General features: G+C 33.7%; 19 protein-coding genes. 2 read left to right on the forward strand and 17 right to left on the reverse strand.

Features of this window, described 5'->3' with window-relative positions; genetic code table 11:
* Positions 1–24: 24 nt before the first annotated feature.
* The 3 genes from J5Y03_RS11230 to fdhF are packed head-to-tail and all read right to left on the reverse strand — an operon-like array spanning position 25 to position 3,705.
* A complete protein-coding gene (locus tag J5Y03_RS11230) occupies positions 25–234 on the reverse strand; it encodes a heavy-metal-associated domain-containing protein (protein ID WP_209405617.1) in 210 nt (69 codons plus the stop codon).
* A 17-nt stretch (positions 235–251) separates the two neighbouring features.
* Complete coding sequence (locus J5Y03_RS11235) at positions 252–749, reverse strand: DUF1641 domain-containing protein (RefSeq protein WP_209405619.1); 498 nt, start codon at positions 747–749, stop codon at positions 252–254.
* Complete coding sequence (gene fdhF, locus J5Y03_RS11240; RefSeq protein WP_209405621.1) at positions 733–3,705, reverse strand: formate dehydrogenase subunit alpha; 2,973 nt, start codon at positions 3,703–3,705, stop codon at positions 733–735. Before fdhF ends, J5Y03_RS11235 begins: the two co-directional genes overlap by 17 nt.
* A 288-nt stretch (positions 3,706–3,993) precedes the next feature.
* On the opposite strand from fdhF, the gene J5Y03_RS11245 reads away from it, so the two are divergent.
* Entirely contained in the window at positions 3,994–4,212 is a 219-nt protein-coding gene (locus J5Y03_RS11245) for a PCI domain-containing protein (protein WP_209405623.1), read from the forward strand.
* Between the two features lie 315 nt (positions 4,213–4,527).
* On the opposite strand, the gene J5Y03_RS11250 is transcribed toward J5Y03_RS11245, so the two are convergent.
* Positions 4,528–4,776, reverse strand: a complete 249-nt coding sequence (locus tag J5Y03_RS11250; protein ID WP_209405625.1) for a DUF3243 domain-containing protein — start codon at positions 4,774–4,776, stop codon at positions 4,528–4,530.
* Positions 4,777–5,084: 308 nt separating this feature from the next.
* On the opposite strand from J5Y03_RS11250, the gene J5Y03_RS11255 reads away from it, so the two are divergent.
* Positions 5,085–5,498 (forward strand): phosphate-starvation-inducible protein PsiE, encoded by a 414-nt coding sequence (locus J5Y03_RS11255; RefSeq protein ID WP_209405627.1) that lies wholly within the window; start codon positions 5,085–5,087, stop codon positions 5,496–5,498.
* Positions 5,499–5,746: 248 nt separating this feature from the next.
* Here the strand turns inward: J5Y03_RS11255 and moaD are convergent, their stop codons facing one another.
* The 13 genes from moaD to modA all read right to left on the reverse strand — a co-directional run bounded on the left by moaD (position 5,747) and on the right by modA (position 18,170).
* Complete coding sequence (gene moaD, locus J5Y03_RS11260) at positions 5,747–5,983, reverse strand: molybdopterin converting factor subunit 1 (RefSeq protein ID WP_209405629.1); 237 nt, start codon at positions 5,981–5,983, stop codon at positions 5,747–5,749.
* Positions 5,984–5,986: 3 nt separating this feature from the next.
* Positions 5,987–6,451: a molybdenum cofactor biosynthesis protein MoaE gene (locus tag J5Y03_RS11265; protein WP_209405631.1), complete on the reverse strand. Its 465-nt coding sequence runs from the start codon at positions 6,449–6,451 to the stop codon at positions 5,987–5,989.
* Positions 6,432–6,974 carry a molybdopterin-guanine dinucleotide biosynthesis protein B gene (gene mobB, locus J5Y03_RS11270; RefSeq protein ID WP_209405633.1) on the reverse strand — a complete coding sequence of 181 codons (543 nt, stop codon included), beginning with the start codon at positions 6,972–6,974 and terminating at the stop codon, positions 6,432–6,434. The genes J5Y03_RS11265 and mobB overlap by 20 nt, the downstream gene beginning before the upstream one ends.
* Positions 6,935–8,227, reverse strand: coding sequence for a molybdopterin molybdotransferase MoeA (locus J5Y03_RS11275; protein ID WP_209405635.1), 1,293 nt, complete (start codon positions 8,225–8,227; stop codon positions 6,935–6,937). The genes mobB and J5Y03_RS11275 overlap by 40 nt, the downstream gene beginning before the upstream one ends.
* Positions 8,228–8,244: 17 nt before the next feature.
* Positions 8,245–9,261 (reverse strand): MoeB/ThiF family adenylyltransferase, encoded by a 1,017-nt coding sequence (locus J5Y03_RS11280; RefSeq protein ID WP_209405637.1) that lies wholly within the window; start codon positions 9,259–9,261, stop codon positions 8,245–8,247.
* 49 nt (positions 9,262–9,310) lie between these two features.
* The gene (gene moaC, locus J5Y03_RS11285) at positions 9,311–9,793 is read right to left on the reverse strand and encodes a cyclic pyranopterin monophosphate synthase MoaC (RefSeq protein ID WP_209405639.1); all 483 of its coding nucleotides are present in this window, start codon (positions 9,791–9,793) and stop codon (positions 9,311–9,313) included.
* 60 nt (positions 9,794–9,853) lie between these two features.
* Positions 9,854–10,864 carry a GTP 3',8-cyclase MoaA gene (gene moaA, locus J5Y03_RS11290; protein WP_209405641.1) on the reverse strand — a complete coding sequence of 337 codons (1,011 nt, stop codon included), beginning with the start codon at positions 10,862–10,864 and terminating at the stop codon, positions 9,854–9,856.
* A gap of 63 nt (positions 10,865–10,927) precedes the next feature.
* Complete coding sequence (fdhD, locus tag J5Y03_RS11295) at positions 10,928–11,716, reverse strand: formate dehydrogenase accessory sulfurtransferase FdhD (RefSeq protein ID WP_209405643.1); 789 nt, start codon at positions 11,714–11,716, stop codon at positions 10,928–10,930.
* Positions 11,717–11,754: 38 nt separating this feature from the next.
* Positions 11,755–12,804 (reverse strand): P-loop NTPase, encoded by a 1,050-nt coding sequence (locus tag J5Y03_RS11300; protein WP_209405645.1) that lies wholly within the window; start codon positions 12,802–12,804, stop codon positions 11,755–11,757.
* Between the two features lie 337 nt (positions 12,805–13,141).
* Positions 13,142–14,878: a thiol reductant ABC exporter subunit CydC gene (cydC, locus tag J5Y03_RS11305; protein ID WP_209405647.1), complete on the reverse strand. Its 1,737-nt coding sequence runs from the start codon at positions 14,876–14,878 to the stop codon at positions 13,142–13,144.
* An 11-nt stretch (positions 14,879–14,889) separates the two neighbouring features.
* A complete protein-coding gene (gene cydD / locus J5Y03_RS11310; RefSeq protein WP_209405650.1) occupies positions 14,890–16,590 on the reverse strand; it encodes a thiol reductant ABC exporter subunit CydD in 1,701 nt (566 codons plus the stop codon).
* Between the two features lie 102 nt (positions 16,591–16,692).
* Positions 16,693–17,349 carry a molybdate ABC transporter permease subunit gene (gene modB, locus J5Y03_RS11315; RefSeq protein WP_209405652.1) on the reverse strand — a complete coding sequence of 219 codons (657 nt, stop codon included), beginning with the start codon at positions 17,347–17,349 and terminating at the stop codon, positions 16,693–16,695.
* A 14-nt stretch (positions 17,350–17,363) separates the two neighbouring features.
* The gene (modA, locus tag J5Y03_RS11320; protein ID WP_209405654.1) at positions 17,364–18,170 is read right to left on the reverse strand and encodes a molybdate ABC transporter substrate-binding protein; all 807 of its coding nucleotides are present in this window, start codon (positions 18,168–18,170) and stop codon (positions 17,364–17,366) included.

Genomic DNA, 18,170 nt, shown 5'->3' on the forward strand with positions numbered 1-18,170 from the left:
TCTATTATTTTCTTTTATAAAAGACTAATCATTAATATGAAACCCTGTATCTTTAACGGCTTGAATAAAGTCTGTCTGTGAGGCCGCTTTCTCATCATAACTAAACGTAGCCGTTTGGTTTACTACACTTACTTCTGCTTCACGGATTCCCCAGACTTCATGTAGAGCCTGAAGGATTTTATTAGCATCTTGATCATTTTTTATTCCATTTATCTTAAGAGATACCTTTTCCAATTGGCAAATTCTCCTTTCTAATGTAGCTCTTGTTTATCTTCTTTGAACACTTCTCCCATCCCCTCTAAAAACCCTAACATAGTAACAAGTGCTGTCTTTACATCATCATTTCCAATACTACTTCCAAGCTTCCATATGCTTGCTTTTTCACGTTTATCGATTTTTTCTCCAAATCGTACAAGGCCTCTACTAACTCCATCAAGCATAATTTGTAATTGATCAGGACTCACTTTGCCAAGGAAGTTTATAGCGTTCATTCCATTTTTAATCATATTATGCATGTTAGGTTGATTAATTTGATTAATGGCAATTACGCCTACATCAACACGTTTTTCAAGCAACGCATTAAGAGCTGCTAAAACACCTATATCTTGGAGCTGTTTTATTATTCCTAGGGTTCCCAATACAGCTTCCCGATTATTTGCAAGGGCTGTTAAAATATCTGTAATAGCTTGTTCTCTTTCCTGTTCAGGAGTAGGGATGACTCTTCTAATTTGCTTAATAGGTTTCGCCAAGTTCTTCACCTCCAGCTTTATATAGTTCGTTTATCGGGGTAAAATCATCTCTTTTCCACTTTTCTTCCACTCTTACACTAATTTGAGGCATACGATTTCCAAAACGATAATTTACCTTTGGCAAAGGTGATTCTCCTGTTTTTTCTAATACTTCCATTTTAACGCTCATTTCTTTATAGGCCGGCGTATGAGTAACCAAGTCATGATAACTACTTGTCAGACGGTTAACAGCTTCATCGTCTTCTCGTGAATTCATTGGCAAGTACAATTCCTTTCCTTTTACACGATCTGTGACAATCGTTCTTACTTTAACTTGTCCATACGGAGACGTTAAACGTACTAAGCTACCATCTTGAAGACCTCTTTCCTTCGCTAGTTCCAATGAAACTTCCAACCAAGGATGTGGAACCTTGTGTGTAAGTCCTGGAGATCTGTATGTCATGTTTCCTTCATGGAAATGTTCCAACAGTCGACCATTATTTAAATGCAAATCATATTCCTTTCCAGCTTCAAAAGGCGGAGTCCATTCAACAGGAAAGAGTCTTGCTTTCCCATCTGGAAAACCGAATCCATCAAGGAAAAGAAGTGGTGTGTCAGTACCATCTTTGGCGACTGGCCAAATTTGGCTGTTAAATCCTTCGAGTCTTTCATAACTTACACCCGCAAAAATGCTACAAAGGCTTGCTGCCTCATCCATAACTTCACTTGGATGCTCGTAAGTCCAATTCGCTCCAAAATGATTCGCAAGTTCTTTGAAGATAAGCCAATCTGGTTTTGACTCACCTAGTGGCTCGAACACTTGATAAAATCTTTGAATTCGGCGCTCAGTGTTCACGAATGTACCATCTTTTTCAAGACTAGGGGCAGCAGGCAAAACAACATCAGCAAATTGTGCTGTTTTACTGAAAAACACATCTTGTACCACAAAGAAATCTAAACTTGCAAGCTCAGAATCCACAAAGTTTGCATTCGAATCCACAAATGCCATCTCTTCTCCAAATAAGTACAATGCCTTTAATTTACCTTCCTTAATCCCTTCGAGCATTTGATGATTATCATATCCAGGATCTTTAGGCAAAGTAACACCCCATGCCTTTTCAAATCGTTTTCTAGCTTGTTCATCCTGAACAGGTTGATATCCAGGAAACCATATAGGCACCGTACCAAAATCACAAGCGCCTTGAACGTTATTATGTCCTCTAAGTGGGTAGGCTCCCGCTCCTTCTCGTGCATAGTTTCCTGTGATGATAAGTAAATTTGAGATAGCTGTACTTGTATCTGTTGCTCCTTTATGTTGAGTAACTCCCATAGCCCATAGAATACATGTTCCATCTGATTCATGAATCATCGTTGCTACTTCAATAAGTTCATCCTTTGTCAATCCAGTCATCTTTGAAGCATAGTCCAGTGTGTACTTATCTAACGTTTTAATATATTCATCAACGCCATTTACATGTTTTTTCAAGAATTCCTTGTCATGCCATCCTTGATCGATAATATATTTTGTCACGGCCGATAACCAGATAAGGTCTGTACTAGGTTTAGGATGAATAAGCAAGTTAGAACGCTCTGCTAATTCATGCTTCCTTATATCTGCAACAATCAGTTTCTGCCCATGAAGCTTATGAGCCCGTTTAATACGAGTTGCAAGAACAGGATGACCTTCAGCAGGGTTAGCACCAACTATAATAACCAAACCTGCTTTCTCAATATCTTTTATTGTTCCAGAATCTCCACCAATTCCAACTGTACGTAAGAGTCCTGCTGTTGCTGGTGATTGACAATATCTTGAGCAATTGTCTATATTGTTTGTCCCGATGACCGCACGGGCAAATTTTTGGATTAAGAAATTTTCTTCATTTGAACATTTAGATGAAGCAATGAATCCCATAGAATCAGGACCATATTTTTCTTTAATGTCTGTTAACTTTGAAACAATTAATGAAAACGCCTCTTCCCAACTTGACTCTACAAATTCATCTCCTTTACGAATTAGAGGCTTTGTTAAGCGCTCTTCGCTATTAACATAATCCCAGCCCCATTTTCCTTTTACACATGTAGAAATTCCATTTACTGGTGAATGTTCTTGAGGCTCAATTTTTAAAATATGACGATCTTTTGTCCATACTTCAAAGCTGCATCCAACTCCACAATATGTACAAACCGTTTTAGTACGTTTGACCCGAGCCTTTCTCATAGCGGCTTCCATTTCAGAAATAGCAAAAATCTCTTTATAGCCTGGTTCTACTTCTTTTGTCAAATCGATCATTGGTTCTAACATGACAGGGGGAATTTTCGTTAAATAACCCGCTTCACCTAGCATGGACTTCTCCATTAAGGCATTACATGGACAAACTGTTACACAATGCCCGCATGAAACACAAGACGATTCATCGATTGGTACATCATTGTCCCAAATAACACGAGGTCTTTCACGGTTCCAATCAATTGTTAATGTTTCATTAACTTGTAAGTCTTGACAAGCTTCGACGCATCTTCCACATAAAATACATTGATCGGGCTCATATCGATAGAACGGATGTGAAAGGTCTGGTGAATACGGCTTTGCTTCAAATTTATATTTCTGATGTTCAATTTCCAAATATTCGGCTGTATTATGAACTACACAATTTCCATTATTATTGTCACAAACTGTGCAATACAGTTCGTGATTCACTAAAATCCGTGACATAGCTTCATATTGTGCATCCTTTACAGTTTGAGAGAGAGTATCGATAGTCATCCCGTTCTCAGCTTTTGTAGAACAGGCACGAACCATTTTTCCTCCTGCGTTGACAAAACACGTATCGCAAGTTTGAATGGTTCCGAGGTTCGGATGAAAACAAATACTTGGTATGTATACTTCATTTGCCTGAGCTACTTCTAAAATTGTTTGCCCAGGGTGTGCAACGAATTCCTTCCCGTTAATTTGCATTGAAAATGAAGTTTCTTTCATGCTTTAACCTCCTTATTTTGACTTTATCTTTAGGATGGCCTCTCACCTAGTTTAATATTTTTAGGATTGCCAATAGGCTACACCCATAAACACTTCCTCCAATGCCAAGAATAATATTCACCTAACTAATTTTATATTTACCCTTTTTATAAATATTAGTAGTTAATTATTGAGTTTTTTTAGTAGGAGAGCATAAGAAAATCTATAACAGGTTAATCTTATAAGGAATCAAGCATCTCATTTCTTAATTAACTCTAAAAAAATTAATCGGGAAGTAGGTTTTAAAAAGTGGAAAAAGAAAAATTATTTCAACGTGTACAATCTATGATTATCTCCTCAGCTAAAAAACCGAAATACACAGCAATCTCTACTGTAAAGATTGCTGATTTATTTAATGTGAAACCTGATGATGTTGAGAAAACTTTGCAGGAATTAGTTAATGAGAATCGGTTAAAAAAATCAATGCTAACTGATCCACCAAATTATGAAATATATTTACTACCGTAGAAATGAAGATAGATATTGTAATTTTTGTTAAATAATTTCACAAAAAGAAAGTCATATCATTGCTTGCGAACATCTTAGTAAAGGTTTAATTAATGAGATGTTTTACACAAAAACAATATTTATAAATAGAATAGTTTAATAAAGTGAAACTTCCATCAGTGGGGGTCTTACTGCCCGTTAATGCGGGATAAATCCCAGATTTCAAAGAAGTTGGACTTAATACAATTTCCCAATAAAAAAATTTGTAAATTAAAACAGTCCATTGAATTTACATTCTAAATTCAATGGACTGTTTTTAAGGAGAAATTATTTAATTTATTTATTTCTTACATATTTCATCATTACATTTGCAATTGCATGTTGTTCCTGCTCATCAGCATTTTTCCATAAATCAGCTAAAATTTTCTCCTCTGGATTTTTCGGATCTACTTCATTTGCTAAATAATCACCTACGCGATAAGCCATTTCTGAAAGTGCACTTTGAGCCATACCCTTTTCATTAGAAGCCGCTAATCGTTCTCCTAAAAAACCTTTAAATTGATCCCAGTTTTCTAATATAGACAATTTTATCACCCCGTAAAGTTTTAAAAGTTACATTAATACTATTTACGATTTCAAGTATAATTATGAACAGTTTTATTGAATTTTTATAACATGTTCCATTTATTTTATACTATTCAATGGTCGTGATTTACATAAAATTGGTATATGAATGGGAACAACTAGAAATAAAAAAGTTTGTAGATTAAAGTCTAATCTATACCTATTCTTTCAATTAAAATTCTTTTATACAATGTGTAAATAGTAGATATTTAGTAATTATTGAGAGGAAATTTCATTCATGTCAAAAAGTATAATAATGGAGGATACTGATGTTTGAATCGGAATATAAAAAAAAAGAGAAATGGTTGATCAAAATGCATCAATTGATATTGAATACAGCACTGATTTTTCTTAGTTTTATTTTAGTTTATTCACTTTTTAGAGAACTCTATTATATTTTAAATGATGTTTTTGAGGGCAATAGAAATGTACATGAAGCTTTTGGGAAAATACTGACATTTTTCTTATATTTTGGTTTTATTTCCATGATTGTACGATACTTTAAAGAAGATTATCATTTCCCATTACGATATCTTTTATATATTGGAATTACTGCTACAGTTCGTTTCATAATAGTAAATAACGGAATAAATCCACTTCAAAATTTGTGGTTATCTTTAGTAATCCTTGTACTTACAATAAGTTATCTAATCTTACATTTAGCAGAAACTAAAAAAGATTAAAGGAATCAAATGGGAGAAATATGTTAAAAAAATTAAAGTAAAATGTTGATAAGTGACAAATAATAACGACTGTCTAAATTGACAGTCGTTAACTTTAATTATTTTTCTCCAAACTCATTAATTGATTAAAACTTTTAAGTGTTTGTTAATAGTTTTGAGAAAATTATAAGAATATTATTCCTGCTGACTATTTCTATGATTGCAATTTCTTTTTAAGTAAAATAAATTCGGATTGTCATTCAGATCTCTTATCCTCCGCTAACTGGAGGGATAAATGCAATTATATCTTGATCTTTTATTACTTCTTCATCTGTTACAAAACTTTCGTTGATAGCTGTCATAACATGACTTAAAGATGAAATAGAATATTTATTTTGGAGATATTGTTTTAATTGGTGAATCGTAATATTATCTATTTCGACTATTTTTAATTCATCTAAACCTACTTCTTCACGTATTCCTGCAAAAAATAAAACCTTAATCATATTCTATTCCTCCTTTACTGGTTTTCCTTCTGGATATTCAGTAGTTTCTAGTTGATCTCCTATCCACATTGTTCCGTTTTCCCAAAATTCTTTTTTCCAAATGGGTACGATTTGTTTGATCCGTTCAATTGCATATTCATTTGCTCTGTAAGCAGTTTTACGATGTGGTGAGGAAACGGCGATAACCACCGCAACATCTGAGATTTCTAGTTTTCCTATTCTATGAGTAATAGCCACCAATGTATCTGGCCATTGGTTCTTAATTTCTTCACCTATTTGACTTAGCATTTTTACGGCCATTGGTTCATATGCTTGATATTCAAGTGATAAAGTTTTCTTCCCTTTTGTAAATTCCCTCACAGTTCCAATGAAGAGTGTAATGGCACCAGCCTCCCTTCTGGAAACTTGATTCGTTACTTCTTCAACAGAAATAGGATCTCGCACAATTCTAAACAAACTTTCTGTCACTTGTTTTCACCAACTCTTCTATTAAAAAATCAATATATAATTCTTCTTCGTTTAATTGAAAAACTTGATAATTATTATTTATATCTTTATCTAATTTAATATGACTGATTACACACTTAATATTTGGTAATGAACTAAGTAATTGGAGATCTGTTTCATCTCGAATCAAGACTACTTTTGGATAGTATTCTCTTTTATATCCTTCAACGAAAATGACATCAATGGAAAAAAAACTATATAATTTAATTATTTCCTCAAGACTCCAATCATCAACCCTAGCAGATAGTTGAAGGACACCTTCACCCATTACACTTGATACAATTGCACCTGCTTTAAAGTGAAGTATACTATCTTTAGTAGAGCTAACATCATTTGGAACTCCTCCATGACCATGATGCTTAATCGAAGCAGCTTTTAGTCCTTTTTGACCTACTCTACTAATTAGTTTTTCCATTAATGTTGTTTTACCACTATTTTGATAACCTACGATTTGTAGGATGGAACAATGTTGTCCCATGGCCATTCACTTCCTTGTTTGTCTTCTAATAATAAGACATCTACAATCATTCCCTTTTGATATCCTCTTGTACCTCCCGGAAGAACAATAAGTGAATCTGCTTTAGCTAAAGACGAAACAGCACCCGATTTATTAAATCCAGAAGGAGTAACGATAAGTTGCCCGTTATTAAAAGAAAATTTCCCTCTTATAAATCGAGTAAATGGGTTTGGTTTCACAAAATCCTCTCCTAAATATGCACTTTCTCGATTAAGATGAGGTTTATCACTAAATAAATACTTGCGAATAAATGGCCGTACAAATAATTCAAATCCAACATAACACGCAGATGGGTTTCCGGATAAGCCAAATAATAGTTTTCCATCTAACTGTGCAACAGTAGTTACACTTCCTGGTCTCATCGCTACTTTATTAAATAGAATAGTAGCTCCTAATTTATCGTAGATAGCAGGTAAGTAATCATAGTCGCCCACTGACACGCCACCTGTTGTAATGAGTACATCTACTTCTGATAAAGCATTTTGAACAGCAAGAAAACACTTATCAAAGTCATCCATTAATTTTCCAAAGTATTTAACACTACCACCAGCTCTTTCAATTTGAGAAAGAATCATATACGAATTGCTATTTCTAATTTTCCCAGGAGTAAGCTGCTCACTTACTTCAAGAAGTTCACTTCCAGTTGCTATTACTCCTACTACTGGCTTTTTGGCTACAGGTACTTTGCTATATCCGAAGGTTGCTAGTAATGCTGAAATACCAGGGTTAATGTAAGTACCTTTCTTTGCTAGTATTGTCCCTTTTTTTACATCTTCTCCTTGAAAAGAGATGTTATCACCAATTTTGAGTTGGCGCTTAATTTCGATATACTTTTGATTACCAACTGATGATTCTCTTACTAATTCAAGCATTATAACTGCATTACAGCCTTCAGGAATTTGTGCACCGGTCATAATTCGAACAGCTTCAAATGCTCTAACTTGCCCTTTAAAGACCGCTCCTGCACCAATCTCTCCTACCACTTTAAATGACAGAGGATTATTAGAATTAGCTCTTTCAGTATCTTCTGCTCTAACAGCAAACCCATCATACGGGGAACGATCAAATGAAGGAACATTATGGTCAGCTATTAAATCTTCTGCTAAGAAACGACCATAAGCCAATTCAATCGGAACCATTTCAGTCTTACCTTTACTTGAGTATTCCATTACTTTTCGAACACATTCTCCAACAGATATAGGGCTACGTTTTTCTACCAAAATTTACACTCCCTCTATTATCCTAATAAGCTATAATATAAATTTTTAGCAAGCTGGATATCGTTTGTTCCATGGATAAAAACACGACCATCTCTAAATATAACCATACGATAGTCTTGTAGCTGACAAGATAACAAATATGGATTCTTAGTAACATCACCATGGATATTTAGTCGTTTTTCTAATTGGTCAAAACTATATTCAATCGTTTTTGCGGGTCTAATTTGAACGGTATTTCTCCCACATATTACTTCTGATTTCGTCTGATTTTCATATGATAAATACGGATAAGTTCTAATTGAACTACAAGTTCGACAACCATCTGTATTGATTTTGTCAAGATTAATAGAATAATACTGGTTATTCCATACATCAAATGTTAGAAAGGTATTCCTTAATGATGCAAAATCTTCTACAAGAATTTTTAATGCTTCTGAGACTTGATAAGCAGAAACAATTTGAACTGCTGGGCTAATGATTCCTGATGTATCACATGTCGCGCCAGCAACAGGGACTTCTTTTAAAATACAATGTAAACACGGCATTTTACCTGGGATAACTGTATAAGTAGCACCATAACTTCCTACACAGGAACCATAAATCCATGGTATGTTAAATTTATGTGAAAGATCATTTAATATAAATCTAGTATCAAAGTTATCTGTACCATCAATAATTATGTCAACATCACTCAATAAATTTTCTAGATTGTCAGGTCTAGCATCCATAACAAGACCTTCAATTTCAACTTCCGAATTAATTTGTTTTAAATGCTGTTCAGCAGCGATTGCTTTTGGAATTTTATCCTCGGCATCATTTTCAGTGTATAGCTGTTGACGCTGCAAATTACTCCATTCAACATAATCACGATCAATAATGGTTAACTTTCCAATACCTGCTCTTACAAAAGCTTCTGCTCCAGCACTACCTAATGCTCCAGCTCCTACGATTAGAACATGCTTATGTCTAATTTTTCCTTGCCCTTCAAAACCTATTTGCTTGAAGAGCTGTTGCCGTGAATAACGATCGGTCAATACCCTCTCTTCCTTTCTTTCATGTATAGGAAACTATTCTATTTAATTATTATTTATGAAAAAAATCCCCACTTTTTCCACCTGTTTTCTGTACTAAAAATGTTTCTTTAATGACCATTGTTTTATCAACAGCTTTACACATGTCATAGAAAGTAAGAGCAGCAACAGATACAGCTGTCAATGCTTCCATCTCAACTCCCGTTTTACCACTGCACTTAATAGTAGCTTGTATAATTAAATCGTATCCGTTCTCGCTTTTTTGATAGTTAAAAGTGAAATCAATCCCCTGCAATATAATTGGATGGCACATTGGAATGATATCCGCTGTTTTTTTAGCAGCCATAATGCCAGCAATCTGAGCTACTTGAAGTGGATCCCCCTTTTTTATTAATCCGTTTTGTATTGCATCGTATAGTTTAGTTGATAAAGCGATGGTACTTTGGGCAATAGCCGTTCGAGTTGTGACATCTTTTTGTGAAATATCGACCATCTTAGGTCGCCCTTCTTCATTCCAATGTGTGAAATCACTCATTATTTTCCGCTCCTTAGACATTGAGATATTGTAGAGTCCATTCAAAATTACACGCCTACTTTATCCACCAATATGTGACATCTCTACTTTAGATCGTATTATTGAACCATTCGCTCTTTCATCAGAATAGCGATCACTTCGATTCATCCAAATATCAGTTATTTTTTTGCTAATCACATCATCTGATTCTTCTGAACGAAGTAATTCACGAAGGTCATAGCCTTTTGATGCGAATAAGCATGTATATAATTTCCCTTCTGCTGAAACTCTGGCCCTTGAACAACTTGAACAAAAAGAATCTGTAACTGAGGAAATAATCCCAATTTCTTGATCACCTTCTAAATAACGGAATCTAGTTGCTACCTCTCCTACATAATTTGGCTCAATTTGTTCAAGTGGCATGATTTCTCCAATTCGGGTTAAAATCTCTTGTTTTGTTACTACATCTTCCATTCTCCAGCCATTGGAATTCCCAACATCCATGTACTCAATAAAGCGTAGAGTATGGTTATTTTCTTTAAAATATTTCGCCATTGGGATAATATCTTGATCGTTTTTTCCTTTTTGAACAACCATGTTAACTTTCACTTTTAGACCTGCGTTAGAAGCTGCCTCAATTCCCTCTAAAACCCTCTTAACATTGCTTCTATTCCCATTTAATTGGTTAAATCGTTCATCATCTAATGAATCTAGACTGACTGTCACTCGTCTTAATCCGGCATTAAATAACTCAGTGGCAAACTTTTTTAGAAGAGAACCATTTGTCGTAATGGCAATATCTTCTACTCCTTTAATTGAATTCAAACGATAAATTAAATTAGGAAGATCTTTACGTAATAGTGGTTCTCCTCCAGTGATTCGTATTTTTTGGACACCTAGTGAAACAAATATACGGGTCAAACGTTCCATTTCTGCAAAAGATAGGATTTTATCAGAAGATAAAAAATCATAATTGGGCCCAAATATTTCTTCCGGCATGCAATAGCGACAACGAAAATTACAACGATCGGTAACGGATAATCGTAAATCTCTCAGCGGGCGTTGTAAATTGTCTAATATACCTTCTTCCATACTTATCTCTCCCTTTAATACTTGATATCTATTAATCATTCATTACATTTTGTACTGTTGTTTCTATTGAATTCGTTCTGGACATGTATAAATATTGAAAGAATCATTTCTAATAAAACCTACTGTCGTAATTCCTAATTCTTCGGCTAACTCTAATGCCAATTCAGTAGGAGCCGATTTTGAAAGAACTACCTCACAACCAATTTTTGCTACTTTCAATAATATTTCTGAAGATATGCGTCCGCTAAAAACTATGACTTTATTTCCAATTGAGATATTATTTTTCAAACAATATCCGTATATTTTATCTAAAGCATTATGTCTTCCTATATCCATTCGACATAGCATAAAGCCATTTACATCGCATAATGCGGCATTATGCACTCCTCCAGTATTTTGAAAAATAGTTGCTGAGCTTTGTAGCTTACTCATTAAACGTAAACAATCATCTGGTGAGATCTTTACTCGTATTTCTTTCATTTTCTTGGCAGTTAACGCATCATTTACGAAAACAAACCCTTGTCTACTCATTCCACAGCACGAAGTAATATATCGCTTGTTCTGGAAGTTTTGATAATAAGGATTCAAATTATCGATCTTAACGTATACGTATCCTTCTTTTTCCCGAACCCAAATTTCTTTAATATCTTCATACTTCCTCATAATCCCTTCGGAAGCTAAATAACCAATAACCATATCTTCAATGTATTCTGGTGTACAAACCATCGTAACGAATTCTTGTTCATTAATTTTTACGGTAACAGGAAACTCTGTAACAACTAAATCCTCAGTTTCATTAAGATATCCGTCTGAATATCTAAAAATTTTCCGTTTCTCCACTATTGGTTTCATTTGGCACTTCATCCTACCTACATTAGTATTGTAAAAAGTTAACTTATATGAATAATAAATTCAGCTAACGATGTAAACATCTCTCCTGTAAGAGAATCCTCATCATATACATTTGAACCTTTATTTTCCTCGCGTTTGGCAAATGGAATTCTTGCGATTACTTCGGATTGTAGTATTTCGGCTAACATATCACCGCCACCCTTTCCAAAAAGATAATTCTTCGTACCATCTTGTTCTTCATAGAACGACATATTTTCGACGATCCCTACAATTTCGTGTTTTGTATGTTTCGCCATGGCACCTGCTCTTGATGCAACAAAAGAAGCTACATTGTGAGGAGTCGTGACAATCAGTTCCTTTGCTTGAGGAATCATTGCTGCTACATCAATCGCTACATCTCCCGTACCAGGAGGTAAATCAAGGAGAAGGTAATCCAGTTCTCCCCAATGGGTGTTTGCAAGAAAGTTTTGAATCCATTTATTTAACATCGGACCTCGCCACATCACTGGGTTATTATTATCTGTAAAAAATCCCATTGACATGATTTTAACGCCATGACTAATGACTGGAATCGCAGTCTGATCAATCATAGTTGGTTTCTGACTAACTCCCATCATTGCAGGAATACTAAACCCATAAATATCTGCATCTAGTATTCCAACTTTTTTTCCTAGCCGTGCCAAAGCAATTGCTAGATTAACGGTAACTGTAGATTTTCCAACTCCACCTTTTCCACTTGTCACAGTAATAAATCGAACACCTGAATCAGGTCGCAACATAGTAGGCATTCCTGTCTTTGTTGTAGAGCTCTTCTTCAGCATTTGCGTCAATGCAGCACGTTCTTCTGATGTCATAGAACTAAACGTGATCGAAACAGAAGAAGCTCCAATGTTCCGAAGAGATTGTTCAATATCATCTTTTATTATTGCTTTTAAAGGACATCCTTGAATCGTTAAAACAACCTCTAGTTGAATATGCGTATCATCAACTTGAATATTGCGTACCATGTTTAAATCCACGATACTTTTATGCAGTTCCGGATCTTGGACATGTTTTAAAGCGTTCAAAATATCTTCATGTTTCAACATAACTATCAGTCCTTTTTAATTTTATGATTAATTTCTATTTAGTAGGTCAAATCACTTGGAGTATTCTTAAAAATATAAAAAGTTCACTTTTTAAAATAAAAAAGCCCGTCATAAAATAGACTGTGTATTGTAAATACACAATTTATTTTATGACGGGCTAATTGCTAAGCAATTTATCATACTAGTGCAATCTATCTCATCATATACAACATTAAAAAACAGAATGTTAAAGCAAATATCTATTACCCTAACATCAATGATTTTTGATATCTTTATTATAATACTCGTACTATCTAACCACAAGAACATTTTACTAGTGTCCACATTTTTATAAAAGTCAATAATATTTATATGGTCGATCAAGTTCAAATAATCTTCGGTATCTTTCTTCATTTTCATACAGCTCATTATGAGTACCATCCATTATAATCTTCCCTTGATCTAAGAATAGTATTTGATCTGCCATTTCAGATCCAATTAAATGATGAGTAATCCATAGAACTGTCTTTCCTTCTAATACTTTGAATATTGTATTTAGTAATTTACGTTCTGTAATTGAATCCAATCCAACAGTTGGTTCATCTAAAATAACAATTGGTGTAAATTGAAGTAGGACTCTAGCTAGCGCAATTCTTTGACGTTCACCACCTGAAAATCTAACACCTGTCTCTTCCATTGGAGTATGATAGCCTTGTGGTAGCGACTCTATATAATCATGTAACTCTACCATTTTAGCAACTTTAACTACCTCATCATCACTTGCTTTCGGATTTCCTAAACGAATATTATTAAGAACAGATGTATCAAATAGATAAGGTTTTTGATTGAGGACTGATACAACATTAGAGATAGCGTCTCCTACTATTCTAGTCTCTATGTTATTAATAGTAACCCTTCCTTGTTTAGGAGCTTCAACACCTTCAATAAGCTTAAGTATAGTAGATTTACCTGAACCACTTGGACCTAATAAAGCAGTTATTTTATTCGGTTCAAGTGTAAATGAAATATTGTTTAAGATATTTCCTTCAACAGAATATTGAAAAGTAACATTTTCGAACTCTACCTTCGAAAATTCCTCAACTTTTCTATCAAACTCAAACGAAGTAGTTGAAGTTTGATGATTTTCTTCAAGGTCTTCTAGGCGATTAATGGAATCATTATATAAAGGCACACTTCCAACAGAATTTGATAAAGGTATAAATGCTTCTGTTAACGGAAAGAGAACTAATACAAATGCTGCAATAAACGTTTTCGGAATCTCACCAACTATACTTTCATTCCCAGCCCAATACAACATCATTAAAACGAGTATTGCTACGACAAATTGAGCAAAGAAATCACGCCAACTTCTAAACCGTTTTTCTTGATTTTGAAGTTTTCTTAGGGAATGGTCACTCTCCTTATAGTTTTTAAAAAAGGATGACTTTCTACCACTAAATAGCCAATCACTAATTCCCATTACTGCATCTGTTAGATTTTCATATAGAATTTTCTTTTTATTTTTTATTTGATGAGTTCTTGCTTTTTCAACTAATAAAGAATAAAAAGGCAATATCCCAATTAATACAAATGATACTAAGGCGATTAAAAGTGCGAATGGAATTGAGAAGAATCCCATTACGAAAATTGAAAGTACATATATAAATAATACTGCAATTCCTGGGAAAATTGTCTTCAAATAAATATCTTGTAAATACTCGATATCATTTGCTAATAATCCTAAGATATCTCCTGTTTTAAACTTTGAACTTAAACTTAGTGCTGAAGGTTCAAGGATACTAAATAATCTTGTTCTCATATGAGATAATATTTTTAATATAGTATTATGTCCAACTAATCGTTCGGTATATTTAGAAACTGACCTTAGTATTCCAAATGTTCGAACTGCAACAATCGGAACATAAATCATTAGAATATTTTCCGGCCTAGTTGCTGCTTTTGAAATTAAAAAGCCGGAAGTATACATAAGGGAAGCCGCAGCAAAAATAGTTAATGCACTTAAGAAGATCACCAATATAAATAAACGGCGATTTTCTTTTATATATGGTAAAATCCATCCATTTTTATTAAACATACTTATCCCTTCTAAGAAGTAATTAGTTTAAAATAGTGACCTTTTTTATCTAGTAATTCTTCATGAGTACCAATTTCAACAATTTCCCCTTCATTCATAACGATTATTTGATCCATATCTTTCATCCAATGAAGGCGGTGTGTAGCTATAAATACTAATTTGTTTTCAAACAACTCAAGCATTGTTTGTTTTAACTCATACTCGGTCTCTATATCAAGATGACTTGTAGGTTCGTCTAAGAGTAATATTGGTCGATTTTCTAAAAATGCTCTAGCTAATGCTACCCTTTGGCTTTGTCCACCACTTAAACTTCTTCCGCCTTCACCTATTTTTTCATCTAATCCATTTGGTAAATCGTTCATTAATAAAGATAATCCAGCTTTACGCCCCGCTTCTTCTACTTGTTGTTTTGAGGCATTAGGTTTATAAAAGCTTATATTTTCTTCTAAGGTTTTCGAAAAGATATACGGATTTTGGGGAATATATAATAATTGTTTATGCCAATCTTGTAATTGGAGGTGTGACACTTTTTTTCCTGAAACATTTATTTCACCACTAGTAGGCTCTAAAAAACCACCTAGTAAGTCAATTAGAGTTGATTTACCTGAACCACTTTCCCCAACAATACCGATTTTTTGAAAACCTTTAATGCTCATATTTACTTTATTTAAAATCACTAATTCGTTTTCAGGCTCTATTGAAATATTACTTAATTCAATGAAACTATTATTATTCCATTTCCTTAAAGTAATATCTGATAGATCCCTAAAATCTTGTTCATCTAATATCGCTTGCATAGATTTTCCTGCTTCTTGTCCATTTAATGTTGCATGATAATCGGAACCAAATTCGCGTACAGGCAAGAAATATTCTGGCGCAAGTATTAAAATTGTTAATGCAGGTTCGAATAATATTTCCCCTTTAATTAAGCGCAGACCTAAAAATACAGCAACTGTAGCAATTGAAAGCATCGTAAATAAATCAAGTGCAAATGAAGATAAAAATGCAGTTTTTAATGTACTCATTGTTGCCTCTCGATATCTCTCACTTACACTTTCAATTTTTTTAGTATGCTTTCGACCTAAGCCTAGAAATTTCAAAGTTTCAAGGCCTCTTAAAGAGTCAGTAAAATGATTTGATAATATGCGATATGTCTTCCATTGTTTATTAGCTTTCTGTTTGGCAGCTAAACCAAGTAAAATCATAAAGATAATGATAATAGGAAAGGTAACAACTAAAATAATTGCTGAAACCTTATCAATAGTGAAGATATATAGAACTACTAATGGTGTGATGATTGCAAGATTAATCATTTTAGAAGGCACAATTTCTAGATATTGTCTTAATTGATTAGTTCCTTCCATTATTAAAGTTACAATATTACCTGTTCCTGATTTTCTAGCATACCTCGGCCCAAGCTTAAATAGCTTTTCAAGAACTTTCATTTTCACATCAGTCGAAGCTTCATCAGCGAACTTTTCAGAGTATTTTTGTTTAACTGTAGTTATTAGATGACGACATATAAAAGCGATAATGAAGAAGATAGTAGCGGAATAAATTTCACTACTATTCCTTCCATTAAATAAACTTACAATTGCTTTAGAAAGCATAAATGCTTGAAGAATAATTCCCGTTCCTTGTATAACTGTCAATATAACTAGGACAATTAATAAACGAGTAATCCCTCTATATTTTTTCAAATCTTTTCCCATAAATAAGTCAAACCCTTTTCATCTACGCGTTTTCTATACACGAATAACTCAAAATTTGATAAGTACCAAAGGTAATAATAAGCACGCTATTAAAATAATTATTTATTTTTGAATTAACTGCACTATCAGTAACATAATAAGTGAAATGAAAACCAATGAAATTACCCATAACCAAGCCATTTTCATATCCCCAGAATCAATTGCCATATAAATTGCAGTAGGTACAGTCTGAGTTTGTCCAGGAATGTTACCAGCAAACATTAGCGTAGCTCCAAATTCACCGAGTGCTCGTGCGATCGATAAGATACTGCCTGTGACAATCGACTTAAAAGCTAAAGGAATAGAAATATATAGAAAGACTTGTAATTCATTTGCTCCGCAATTCCGTGCAACATCTTCTATATCTTTGTCAATTCCTTGAAATCCTGTTTTTGCAGATTGGTACATAAGAGGAAATGACACAACTATAGAAGCAATTACAGCTGCCCACCAGGTAAAAATAATTGGTTGATTAAAAAACCACTCTATAAACTTTCCTATAATACTATGTCTCCCAAATACAACAATTAATAAAAATCCAACTACAGTAGGCGGGAGAACTAAGGGTAACATAATAATTGTTTCTAATAGAATCTTCCCCTTAAAATCTCGAACCGATAATATCCTTCCAACTACAGTACCTAAAATAATTACAAAGACACTAGCTACAAAAGTAACTTTAATTGAAAGCTTAAGAGGTATTAAAAATTCTTCTATCATGTCAAGTCAACACCTCATTTCGATAGAAAACCGTGTTTTTCAAATATCTCCATGGATTTTTTACTTTGAAGGAATGAATAGAATTCTTTTGTCTCATTATGATTTTTTGTATCACTAATGATACCTACCGGATATATGATTGGCTTATGAGTTTGGTTGTTTGCCGTTTCAACAATTTTGACTTTTTTTGATGTAAGTGCGTCTGTTTTATACACAACACCTGCATCTACATTCCCAGTTTCAACATATGATAAAACCTGTCTTACATCTTTTGCATAGACAATTTTTTGATTAATGCTTGACCAAAGGTTCATATTTTCTAATGACTCTTTTGCATATTGACCAGCTGGTACTAAATCAGGTGTCCCTATTGAGATTTTCTTAACTTCATTTAGTTTCAGATCTTCAAAATTTTTAACTTGAAAATTAGAATTTTTAGGTTCAATTAACACTAATTCATTTCCAATTAAATCTACCGACTCTTTTTTTGAGGTAAGTCCTTCTTTTATCAACTTATTAAACTTATCTTTTCCTGCTGAGAAAAATAAATCCACTGGTGCGCCATTTTCAATTTGTTGCTGAAGAGTTCCAGAAGCTCCAAAATTAAATCTAAGCTTTACATTAGGATGGCTTTTTTCATAAACACTTTGAATTTCTATAAGACTATCTTTTAGACTAGCAGCAGCAGAAATTGTTAATTCTATTTTTCTATTATCTTTGTTTTCAAATTTAGTTTGAGTTACTTTGTTGACAACCCCAAAAACAATTGCACAGACTACTATAATTGAGACAAGTACCCATATTAATTTTTTATTTAGCAT

The organism is Gottfriedia endophytica, assembly GCF_017814275.1.
GTDB classification, from domain to species: domain Bacteria; phylum Bacillota; class Bacilli; order Bacillales; family Bacillaceae_G; genus Gottfriedia; species Gottfriedia endophytica.

Excerpts from the sequence above, each read along its gene's own strand:
- fdhF (WP_209405621.1), bottom strand. The coding sequence starts at position 3,705 with ATGAAAGAAACTTCATTTTCAATGCAAATTAACGGGAAGGAATTCGTT.
- J5Y03_RS11255 (WP_209405627.1), top strand. The coding sequence starts at position 5,085 with ATGTTTGAATCGGAATATAAAAAAAAAGAGAAATGGTTGATCAAAATG.
- moaD (WP_209405629.1), bottom strand. The coding sequence starts at position 5,983 with ATGATTAAGGTTTTATTTTTTGCAGGAATACGTGAAGAAGTAGGTTTA.
- mobB (WP_209405633.1), bottom strand. The coding sequence starts at position 6,974 with ATGGCCATGGGACAACATTGTTCCATCCTACAAATCGTAGGTTATCAA.
- moaC (WP_209405639.1), bottom strand. The coding sequence starts at position 9,793 with ATGAGTGATTTCACACATTGGAATGAAGAAGGGCGACCTAAGATGGTC.
- moaA (WP_209405641.1), bottom strand. The coding sequence starts at position 10,864 with ATGGAAGAAGGTATATTAGACAATTTACAACGCCCGCTGAGAGATTTA.
- fdhD (WP_209405643.1), bottom strand. The coding sequence starts at position 11,716 with ATGAAACCAATAGTGGAGAAACGGAAAATTTTTAGATATTCAGACGGA.
- J5Y03_RS11300 (WP_209405645.1), bottom strand. The coding sequence starts at position 12,804 with ATGTTGAAACATGAAGATATTTTGAACGCTTTAAAACATGTCCAAGAT.
- cydC (WP_209405647.1), bottom strand. The coding sequence starts at position 14,878 with ATGTTTAATAAAAATGGATGGATTTTACCATATATAAAAGAAAATCGC.
- cydD (WP_209405650.1), bottom strand. The coding sequence starts at position 16,590 with ATGGGAAAAGATTTGAAAAAATATAGAGGGATTACTCGTTTATTAATT.
- modB (WP_209405652.1), bottom strand. The coding sequence starts at position 17,349 with ATGATAGAAGAATTTTTAATACCTCTTAAGCTTTCAATTAAAGTTACT.
- modA (WP_209405654.1), bottom strand. The coding sequence starts at position 18,170 with ATGCTAAATAAAAAATTAATATGGGTACTTGTCTCAATTATAGTAGTC.